This is a genomic window from Gimesia chilikensis, assembly GCF_007744075.1.
Taxonomy (GTDB): Bacteria; Planctomycetota; Planctomycetia; order Planctomycetales; family Planctomycetaceae; genus Gimesia; species Gimesia chilikensis_A.
In genome coordinates, this window is the sequence record NZ_CP036266.1 from 5,528,428 (window position 1) to 5,540,869 (window position 12,442).

Here is a 12,442-nt window from a genome sequence, read left to right on the forward strand (position 1 = left end):
TCACGGTAGTCGATTAAATTGCTTGAAATGAAACCTGCTAAACGATTTCATTTCCATGCTGTCATTCACATCCGCATCAGAAGCTGGCAATTCTGCCTTTGCCTCCTCATGCATCGGATTTGATCTCATGATTCCTTCCCCGAGTTTGAGCTGGCTGATGAGCTGATCCCCAACCGCTTTCTCCTCTGATGCCTGGAATGGGGTTACTGAAGAAGCAAGAGCAACAGGCTGCTCCTGTTGTGCTTCCGCACCTGCCAGCCAGAACAGGCTGCCGGAAAGTAACAGCGAACCGAGCAGACACAGTAGACCAACCAGGCTCAACCCGCCGGACAGCCGCGATTTCGTTTTCCGTTTCGCAGATGGTTTGACTTTTGTCGCTGAGGTCAATGATTCGCTCTGCCGAGGCAAACCATCGGCCCGCTGATCTCTGCTCTGTGCACGAGGGACAGCCAGCAGCGGCCCCGGTTCTGTCCGTCCTGCATGGTCGGTGGCACGCTGAATCAGACCATAGGGAGAGCCGGCTTTCCGGGTGAAATCGATCTGGGGATGCCAGAGTTCTTTGAAATCGTTCTCGATAAACAGTTCGTCCAGCTGTGAGACGGGTAACTGCTGTTTCCGCTTCTTCTTCTCAAGCAGTCCGAAACCGGTCAGACCGACGGGGATCGACAGGGCCGCCAGGAAGACAATGGAGAGATTCCATTCCGCACTGAGTTCGGAATCGGGGAGAATCCCTGCGAACTCCGGTTCTGTTTGCAGTTCTGCAGGGACAACCACCAGCGTGTCGGCAACGAAACAGCCTCCGGGATTAGGTGCCTGTGCCACCTTCGACACATTCCCTGCCCCCTTCATAATGCCACGCACGCTACCCAGATCCAGCAGCGAAAACCCGATATTCACAATCGATTCAGTAGAGAGTTCGCCATCCCGTTCATATTGTTCATAAGCGCCAAAGAGTCCGTCTGATGCAGTGGCCACCGTATAGGATGCATAAGCAAGGCGCCCTGCAGTCGAAAGCCCACCCGAGACGACCGCCAGGGTGATTTCTGCACCGACCCTGAAGATAATGCCATCGACGTATCCTTCCTGATACCCCTCATCGAATGCATCCTGATTTCCATACGGAGGCGACCAGGTTGATACTGGGATCAGGTTCGGAAATGGCCAGGCTGCCTTGATGAACCCATTGACTCGTCCCGTAATGTAGTCTTCAAACCGTCCTGCATCCCAGTCGTCGGCGACGGACTGCCCGAATGCTCTGAATTCGTTGACCAGATTCTCAATTTCCGAGTTGATTACATGTTGCCAGGTCGGATGCAGGTCGTTGATATAATCATCGATCTCCGGGAAATTCGAATGGCTGTCAGCAGCCATTTGAATTGACATCAACGAGGTAATTCCCTGGCCGCTGGCGAGAAACTTGAAATTTTCTGTCTCGGTACCTGGATCCCCAAATCCAATCGCACCAAAATAACCGACGCCGACTATATCAAAGATCCCGTAATCAATCGGCACATTCAGACCAGGGTCGAAAGGATTCGGATTCTGGACAATCGTCCCTTCGTTGACCAGAATGAGCAGCGTTTCAATCAGGTCGTTCGTATTTCCGGTAGTGATGTCATACGCCCCGAGATAGCTCCGTTCAGCTTCGTAATAATTCTCACTGGTATAGGACATCGGCGTCAGAACCTGGACCGGATTCATGTTCTCGTCGAAGTCATAAGAGATCCAGTCATACGTACCGGCTCGATGATCCTCCCCATTCAGCGTTTCCACAAAATCGACACTCACATCACCCGATAAAGTGGAATTCAGAACGTTACCGTTTGCATCGACGGTATACTCGGCAGTTCCCTGCGAACGAAATATTCCACCAGCCTCCTGCTCCACGGTTGCGTACCCGTTGTGAGAGAAGCTGCCTCCGGTCACCATGAAAAAGGCTTCAGACGTGAAATAATAATCATAGAGCAGAGAATGTAATTCTTCCGTAGTTACGGTGAGAATCTGGGCATTGTCATCCCACTCCTGATTCGATCGATAATTATCATGCTGTATGTAAGATCGAACCCACTCGCTGGAAGAAGCAGTTTCGGAGTCGACAAAAAATTCAGGCTGACTGCCATAGTTACTCGAATCGGGCCCGTAATTATCAGTCATCAAGGGGACAATTCGGTAATCGACGACTGACTTTAAGAAATCAGACTCATGCTCGAAGGAGATCTTGGCGGAAACCAGTGCGCCCAGCGCATCGTATTCCTCATCGAGGATTTCAGAGTTTTTGTAAACCGAGCGTGAAGTCTCGTCATGATATTCCGAAATGCCTGAAGTGTAATTGGTAATCACTTCTTTAGAATAAGTGTTTGAAGCAGGTTGTTTCACATTGCTGTTCGTGCGGGATACGGTACCATCGGCCCGCACGATCTCGGACGATTCCTTACCCGTTGCCGGATCGGAATTGATCGACTCAATATTCACATAGGTTTTACGATTAGAATGATTCTGAGTCTCTTTCGAAGTCCGTTTTTCATATTTCCCGGACATCGAGGTGGTCTTTACTTCCAGATACTCCTGATCATCCAGCAGATTAAAATTGCCCCCCGCCAGCATCTCGTAGGTTTCGTCAGATGTAAATAATCGAAAATAAGTGGTATCCGTTCCATCTGACTTCTCCAGGGTATGATATTCCACCCAGCCATTGCCATCAGTATCAACAGGCGGTCCCGAGACGAGTTTACTGCCCGGCGTATGCAGTCGATTCGATGTATCACCATTGATGATGGTCTTGATATTGTTTGTCTTAGAACCAGCCCAGACCTTCTGATCGTTTTGATCTAACTGATAACTGACTGATGCAGATGTTTTTTCGTTACTGAATACATTCTTATGCTTGGAAACAGTACGAGTTAACCAATTGTCGATTTCTTTTGAGAACTGGGCATCATAATTCACATCTGAATAAATTGTATCTGAGATCGTCGTATAATCCGACGATGATTCCCCCTCACCTCCTCCCAGAATCGTAATGGTACCATCGTAGTCTGTTTCATGCTCACGGAAGCTTTCCACACTAAAGGAAGATGTACCGGTCTTGACCTCTTCAGTAATTTTGCTTTCACTGTGCCCCTGACCTCTGACATATGTTTCTTCCTTCTTGGAATACTCATAGAGCTGCGAATTCCCAGTCAACCTACCCGGATGCAGCTCCGACCCTTCGAAAATCTGAGTTTTCGTCTGCCCCTGGGCATTGGTGTCGGTCAGGGTTTGCTCTGAACCGGTTTCGAATTCCCGGGCTTCATTATGCTTCTTCTCATACACTTTTGTATGCACAACTCCAGCCTGGGGATCAGCAGATGACTGATTATAATTCACCTCCGAATCGTAGTACTTAAACCGATCTTCCATCCAGGACTTGTATGCGATACTGCTTGAGGTGCCGACGGTATTCCCGTTCGTGGTCTGATTCTGACTGGTGTTCGAATTGTAAACACTGCCGGTACCCTCTTCTTCATCCCGACTCTCAGATTGGAAGCCCGTAATCTCCAGACCGTTGATCGGCGATGCGGGGTTGTTCAAAGTCCCCGATTTATTGATTTTGGTAGAACTCTTATTGAACCAGTTATCGGCACTGGAATAGGTGTCGTACTGATAGACATTTTTCGTGGTATCACCGGCAACGGAGATTGTTGTTTCCAGTGAATAATAGCCACTGGTTTTGACATCGTTCTTTTCATAAAACTCATGCGTTTTCTTTTCGGTAGTGGTCATGAGTCCGTGATCATCGACGGTCACTTTCGATTTTTTAATCGATTCGTCGAATTCGTCTCCATCACCAAAATAAGATGAGTAATAGTTAGAATAGGAACTGGAAGTGCCATTGGCAAAGCGATCGAACCTGCTGTTCGCCGTAGTCGTATAGTCCACTACGTTTGTACGATAGGCCGTCGTTTCCTCTTCGTTATCCGGGTCGAGCACTTTGGACTTGTGAGTCATACTCTGGTTAGAACTGAGGCCCTGTAAAGAATAGTCCTCTGTCGACCAGTTCGTCGTAGCCCCACCTATAATCTGGACAGTCTCGTACTCGGAATAAAGACGCTCGATTTCTCCGGAAACCGAATTCGAATTACGAATAGTCCCGGACAATACCACGCCATTCGCATTACGCTCATCGGTGAGATCTTTCTCGACGTCGGCATAGTAATCGCGTGTTTTCGTCAGATCAGAAGTCCCATAGGATATCGTACCCGTGTCAGACCTATACACCACATCGTTCGAAATGAGTGATCCGCCGAGTGTGCTGAGTGAATGGTTATAATCACGCGCGTAATAGTTGTTTCCGTTGGAAGTCAGGGTCTCCTGTGTTTTTTCATCGGTACTCGACCAGCCTGAATTGATATCGATACTCTCGAATGACTCGGCAGTACTGGTTCCACCACCAGAATTATAGGAACCAGATTTCGTATCCCACTGCTGTATGTAGGTCAGTGTCCATTCATGGGAGACATAATCCCGCGAACTATACTGCTGCTGATCGACGGCCGTCGCACCCACAGTGGTGGCTGTCGTCCCTGTCGTTTGTGAATTATTAATTTTATCAACAGTCTCATAAATGGTGGTATCTTCTGTTGTCGATTGTGAGTAAGTTCCTGTTTCACCCACATAATTATCGCTCGCCTCATAGGTATAGAAGGTGCCGACAGTTCGAGTTTCTGTCGATTCAGAAGTTCCATTAGTTGTCACTCCCTGGAAGTCGGTCCGGCTCAAATCCTTGCGGCGAACAACATAACTCAAAGCAGAAGATGTTCCCTGGCCATCTTCACTGTAATCCACTTCAATCGGGGTCGCATTTTCTCCCGTCGTGGAATAGGTCTCAAGCTCATATTTACCTTTTCCAGCATCACTGATTGCAGTCTCATTGAGGTAATAGTTCGTTTCCCCTTCTCCTCCTGGCTCATTGATTTCGGTTCTGGTATCCGTGTGACTGCTCCAGGTAAGATCAGCTGCTTCGTTATAGTCCGTTGAACTGGAACTGGTCTGTGAACCGCCGACGATATGTGTCGTCCCCACAACAGACACCGTGTATTTCCCAGTGGTATCATTCTTGCTTCCCCGGTCTACGGTATGGCTGACCGGATCTCCTGCAGGAGAGACATAGGTATATCCGGAAGAGGATCCATAGGCGAACGAGCCCGCATCCTGAACGGAGATGGTGAATGTCGTCCCCAGGGTATAATCGAGAACTCCATTGGTAATAGTGCCCTGCCCGTTGGCAGTTGTTTTGTAGATGGCAGCCCCATTGGAGTAGCTACTCGCGGTCGATATGCTGGTCGGTGTCGTGAACGAGGAACTGGTAGAATGGTCGTAGGTCGATGTCCCCCCTCCCAGGCTGGTGGTGGTCAGCGAGCCAGAACCGGTGATCACGCCGTCCACACTGCTCTCATGCACAATCAACATTGTCGAGTAATCATTGTTTCCGGAACTGGAGGTATTGCTCTCCAACAGCGAGTAGCTATTGACATCGTCTACGGTTGAATCATGCTCCCGGAAACTGTCAGCACTGGTATTCCACATGATTGTCCCATTATGAACCTCATTCAATGTGCGCGCGGTATCAACATTTGTAAATCCGGGATCAAAAGTCCCACTGAAGCTCAGATTGATCGTTGCGGTTTCATGTGCCATCCCGGAACTGGTTCCACCAAAGCTTGATGTCGTGTCAGCCGTGTTGTAAACACCTTGCAGGTTCGAGCCACTGGTCACATCAATGAAGGTAGTTGTATTGTTGTAGCCGCCGATCGTGCCGGTAAAGTCGACAACACCAAAACGGTCTGTATTGGTTGTGCTACTCAGGGTTTCCAGGAAGTTGCGGGTCCGATTGACACTGACATTCGAATTAGAAGAGAAGGTGGTCTGACCGTTCGCTGAACTGTTATCGATAACACTGTTCGAACGAGTCAGATCCAGAATGTAAGTATCAGACATGAGATGACTCTGCGTATGCGTCACCTGCGATGATGTCGTCGCGTCTGCATAGGTCGTCATCGCGCCGCTGGCCGAATAAATATCTGTTTTTGTACCCGTCAGAATACTGATATGATTGACAGTTTCTGATTTCGTTACGCCGTCAACCGTGTTCGTGATGGTTTCATTGACATTCACTGCCTCATAGATTGGCGTGATGACCGAGTTTGAATAATCAAACGTCACCGTCGTGGTTGTGTCACCATTCGCATCAGTAAAACTGGAAGCCGAATTGCTGAGAGACCACAGACCGTCATCGGCCACTGTATCTCCTGTCGAACCATTCGCTGTATAAGTACTGTAAGTTCGTGTTCCGGTTTCGGTACTGGTATAATCCACGCCGGATACAACGGGGGCAGCCAATCCTGCCGAAACAAACAGGCTCGCTTCAGACAGCTGTGAATCAACAAAAGTACTGCCGGCTTTAATTACGCCATCCTGATTGACCTTCTGATAACCATCATAACTGATCGAATATCCCTGTTCTCCGACATTCGTATGGATCGTTTCCGGTTCAGCAGCCGTCCATTGTTCGTTGACAAATTCGTCCGTACGGAACTCATCAACCTGATAGACCGCGTTACCATTGTAACCATAGGCTTCGATGGTATAGCCATAAGTACCTGCCTGCACGAGGTAATATCCTGCCCCATCAACGGCGGTATAAGTGGTTGACACTTCATATTCTGAGACAACGCTTTCGAAACGATACCATTCCCCATCGACCGTTTCTATTCCAAAGACAATCGTTGTAGTTAACAGCTCAGTCACAACTTCGGTAATGTTACCTTCCGCATCTGTGGTGGTCACAGTATCGGTGAAAGGAGTCGTTGTGTTTGTGTCTACATCACCAATTGAAGCAAGTAACGTCGCATCGATAACCATTGCACCGGTCTGATTATAGTCGGCATAGTAAGTCCCCTCAGTTTTGGCAGATTCGGACTCATACGTGTGTGCCAGCTCAATATCGTCTGTATAGAATGTGGCATGATCCTGCTCACCGGGAGTGAAAGGAGACTCTCCTCCCTGCCCGGTATCTTCACTGCCATCCAGGTCTTCATAAATCTCCTGCTCGTAGGTGAAAGTAATGGAACTCCAGCTTCCGAATTTATAGTTACTTTCTGCTTCATTCCACTGTCCGGCTCGGAACTGTACCGTATAGCTGTCATTTCCAGTCAGATAGGGCTGAAGGTTAACCAGGAAATCTCCGTTGCCACTGGCATCGGTATACGTGGTCCCCTCGGCATTGCCATCTCCATCGATATCATACTCGAGAGGCATCGCCAGGACATCAGTGTCGGCATCGGTCACAACTCCGGAAATAATCACACTGCTGGTGATGCCGTCACCGTCTGTGCCGGTGTCCTCAACCAGAGCCAGTGCAGTAACCTCCGGCAGAGCATCGACAGTCTGATCTTCTTCGTAGGTAAAAGTGATCGAGGCCCACTCGCCATATTCAAAATCGAGTATGCTCAGATCCCAGATGCCTGCACGAACCGAAATCGTCTGACTGCCGTACTCCAGACTCTGACCGGTAAAGTCCAGTTCGAATGAGCCACTGCCGTCATCGTTGGTGAAGACGGTGCCATCCACCACTCCGTCTGCGTCAAGGTCATACTCAACCAGAACCTGATCCATCAGCTCAGTCGAATAGGCCACCGTTCCAGACAGAGTCGGATCTGTGGTGATGTTATCAGCGGGAGTACCGGTATCGTTCGCCAGATCCAGATTCAGAATTTCCGGCACACCAGGATCGACGGCTTCGAAGGTAAATTCGTATTCAAACCACTCTCCCAGCGTCTCCGTGGCGGTATCTTCATCCCAACCGTTGAACTGCATCAGAACCACATAAGTCCCAGACAGTGTCAGTTCCTCTGTCAGGTCGATAATCACCTCAGAGGTCAGAGGGTCAATCGTATCCACAGTCACATCGACGACACCATCCTGGTCGAGATCAATCCCGACCGACGTTTCTTCATACGCAGAAAGATCGCCGGTTACAATGGCGGAAATACGCGGATCCGATGTAATCTTGTCATCGGGTGTGTCGGTATCGTTGATTAACTGAATCGTCTCAAAACCGGGCAATGGATCCGCCGGAGGCTCATAGGTAAATGTCAATGTCACCCAGCTACTGAAGACATAATCACCGATATTAGCATCCCATTCGCTGACACGCACAGCGATCGTGTTTTCGCCTTCAGAGATTTCGCTTGGTGCGAGTGGGATCGTAAATGAACCGGTTCCGGTATCAGTAGTATAAAATGATCCATCTACGAACTGGTCTTCATTGACATCGTACTCCACCAGCAGGCCATCGACAGAACCATCAGAATTCGTGACCGTCCCCGTCAGTGCAGGATTGGATGTAATGCCGTCACCATCGATCTCAGTATCTTCCAGCAGAGCGAGCTGCGCGACGACAGGGGGATCATTCAACGGTGCGTCGCGTGTGATGGTGATATCTTCCCATTCACCATAAATGTATTCCAGATTAACGCTATCCCAGTCTTTGGTACGCGCCAGGATGATGACCTCTCCATATCCAATTTCGGTTGTGTATTGCTGGCTGAATGCACCAGAAGTGACCGTAGTGGTTGCATCCACTTGCAGGTCACCATCAAAATCGAATTCGATTTCGGGTTCGTCACCTCCATTGGTATTCGTCACCTGACCGATCAGATTGACGGCAGCTGTCGTCACAACATCAGCTGAGAATTCTGTAATGACGGCAGCATTCGGATCGATTTCTTCCGGCGGAACATAGGGATCGTGTTCTTCTACATATTCAAAGGATAATGTATTCCAGACACCGGTGTTGATCACTTCTCCGTTTGCATCGACTTCAACAGCACGGGCCGAGAGACTAATCTCTCCATAAGCCAGATCCTGCCCTGTATCGTATCTAAACGAGTCTATTTCTGTGACATTGATCTCAGTCGTCACATCCGCGATTTCGTCACCATCATAGTCGATTTCAATACGGACATATGCCAGGTCCCGTGTTGATGTCACCCGCCCGCGCACACTCGCGTCTTCGGTAATCATATCCCCAGAATATTCGGTATCATTCAGTAATCCAAAATCCGTAATTTCCGGATCGGGTCGCTGAGTGATATGAATTATCAGTGTACCTGTTGTCGTCCTTCCATGTTCGTCTTCGATGGTATATGTCAGAGTTTCCTGTCCCACAAAGTATACATTCGCGGTGTAAATGATGGTGCCTGGATCGGAACCTGCCGGCTCGATTTCCAGCGTTCCAAACAGGGGATCAGAGACAGAAATCAGACTAAAAGTATCGGTATCCGCATCAGAATCGTTCTCCAATACATTGATTGTGAGCGGTTCATCCCCATACGCCTCTACTTCATCTGCGACAGTTGTCGGAGCTTCGTTAGCGAACATCGTAAATGTAATCGTCGCCGTGGTCGTATTACCCAGCACATCCGTAACGGAATATGTTAGCGTATCTGTGCCTGTGTAATTCTCATCCGGCGTATAGGTAAATGTTCTGGTCAGATCTTCATTTGTTGTATTCGTAACATTCCCATGTAGCGGCTGCGTGATAATTTCAACCGAGATATGATCACGATATTCTGCCGTCGCAACAATCGGTATCTCCGCAAGAGTATCTTGTGAGATCTGGACTGACTCATTTGACAACGTGTATACAGGCAAGTCGAACAGTTCAAAGGAAATTGTCGTCCAGTCTCCAACGGCTCCCGTTATATCATCAACCAGTCGGACAGCAACGGTATTTTGCCCGGCCGAGATGGAAGCGGTCGGATTAAACGAGAAGCTTCCGTTTTGATCCAGGCTCGTAGTTGTTTCGACACTGCCGTCATTCTGAAAATCAATTTCCACTGTAAAATCAGCATAATCTTCAGTCGTGGTAACAGTGCCCGTCAATTCCGGATCGATTGTGATTTGATCATCATCAATTCCCGTATCATCAACCAGTTCGAGACCGTCGATACTCGCATTGACCTCAAGCGGCACATCATAAGTGAACGTCAGCGTGGACCAGACACCATAGATATACCCGGAATCTTCTGCAGGGAGACCGAGGGCTCGTACACCGATGGTGTGAACCCCGGCACCGATTTTTGCCCCGAGATCATAAGTAAACTGTTCCCCCACGACTTGTGGTACGTTGACATCGACGCTGCCATCATTATCAAGATCGATCTGCAGCAGATATTCACTGTTTGTCCCGTCATCGATGATCTGACCTGTAACCGTTGCGTCTGAGGAAATCAAATCCCCGGGCGTATCAGTGTCATTGGCAAGCGTCAGACCAGAAATAAACGGAGTCGCTTCATTGAGGACCGAGTCGTACGTAAACGTCAGGGCAGTCCAGCCACCATAAATATCTGCATTGAGCAGTGGTTCCCACTCACCCGCTCTCACCTGCACAGTCACTTCGCCATCGGGAAGATAGTCTCCCAGATCAATCGTGAAGAGTTCGTCGGTTGTAAGTGAAAGATCAGAGATACCGTCATTGTTATAATCAATCTGAATCTGATAGCTGCTTTCAGTTTGATCAGCATCGGACAGACTTCCCGTCAGTACCGGATATGCCGTAATCAGATCTCCCGGTGTCCCTGTATCGAGAGCCAGGCTCAGTTCATCGATTTCAGGTGGCAGATTATCCACAATAGTGGCAACTCCCTGACCATCCGCAATCAAAACATTCTGACCTGTCGCCTGTGCATTACTGAGATTAACCAGGAATTGCTCGACCGCTTCGACAGTCATATCTTCGGTCAAGGTAATAGTGATCGTCTGCGTTTCACCGGCATTGCCAACAAAACTGAGTACGTCCGCATCAGCACTGAAGTCACTGACATCAAAGGCGGTATCGTCAGAAGTTGACCAGTTTACTGACACGCCACCGTTCACGCTGTTGCTCAGCGTTACAGTAAAGACGGCCACTCCAGCAGCTTCATTCACGGTAATGTCATCGATGGAAAGATAAACATCGATCCCGGTCACGGTCACAGTCACCGTTTCAGTACTGACGGCGTTATGTGAATCAGTGACCGAGTAAGTAAACTGCACCTGCCGGGTCTGTCCTGCTGCCAGATCCTGGAAATCGGTTCCGGGATCAAAAGTGAAGATTCCATTTCCTTCAGAGACAACGGTGCCTTCACTTGGATCGGATGACACTGCATAGACCAGCGAACTCGCATCGTCATCACTGTCGATATCGGCTGCCAGCACATCAATTGAGACAGCGGCCCCATCCTCCATCGCCTCAGCATTGACCGAGCTTACTGTCGGTGCATCGTTGACGCCGGTAATCGTAATCACTGCGGTCTGGGCAACGACGCCACCATTACCATCAATCACATTGTAGTTAAAGGTAATGACCGCCGATTCGCCAGCCGCCAGACTCTGATAGGCACTCAGATCAATCCCCAGGCTGGTTCCGTTATCAGTAACCCCGGAATCATCACCACTCACCAGCGTCAGACCGCTGACCCCCAGATTGTCCGAGAGATCAGTGTCACTGGCGTTTTCCAGTAGATCCAGGCTAAAGTTGCTGTCATCTTCGGTTACATTGGAAATAACGTTCCCACTCACGATCGGTACGTCATTCACGCCGGTAATCGTGATCACCGCGGTCTGCGCCGTCACACCACCATTACCGTCTGTCACATTATAGTTATAAGTGATAACTGCCGTTTCCCCGGCGGCCAGACTGTTGTAGGCACTCGGATCGATACCCAGACTTGTTCCGTTCTCGGTAATCCCGGAGGTATCTCCACTGACCAGCGTCAGACTACTCACGCCGAGCACATCACTCGTATCCGCATCACTGGCACCCGTCAACAGATCGAGACTGAAACTGCCATCATCTTCCGTCGTCGCGTCGTTGGTTACCACCGCCCCCACAACGGGTGAGTCGTTCACGCCGGTCACGGTAATCGTCGCCGTCTGGGCAACCACACCACCGTTTCCATCCGTCACATTATAGCTGTAGATGATGACTGCTGTTTCACCGGCGGCCAGACTGTTATAAGCACTCGGATCGATGCCCAGGCTCGTTCCGTTCTCAGTAATACCGGAGTTGTTACCGCTGACATAAGTCAGATCCGTAATACTGAGTAAATCACTCAGATCCACATCGCTGGCGTTAGTAAACAGATCCAGGCTTGTGCTGCCATCATCTTCAGTCACAGTCAAACCGGCTGCTGTCACTTCAGGTGCATCATTGACGCCCGTAATCGTAATCACCGCGGTCTGCGCGACCACACCACCATTACCGTCTGTCACGCTATAGCTATAGGTGATGACTGCTGTTTCACCGACGGCCAGACTGTTGTAGGCACTCGGATCGATGCCCAGACTCGTTCCGTTATCGGTGATCCCGGAGGCATCTCCACTGACCAGCGTCAGCCCACTCACGCCGAGCACATCGCTC

Annotated in this window: 1 protein-coding gene (cut by a window edge); it reads right to left on the reverse strand. The window is 49.4% G+C overall.

Annotated elements, in window-relative coordinates:
* Positions 1 to 12,442, reverse strand: the 3' portion of a protein-coding gene (locus HG66A1_RS21000) for a Calx-beta domain-containing protein (RefSeq protein WP_145188547.1). Its footprint extends 28,262 nt past the window's final position; only the last 12,442 of its 40,704 coding nucleotides appear in the window; its start codon lies beyond the right edge, outside the window; its stop codon occupies positions 1 to 3.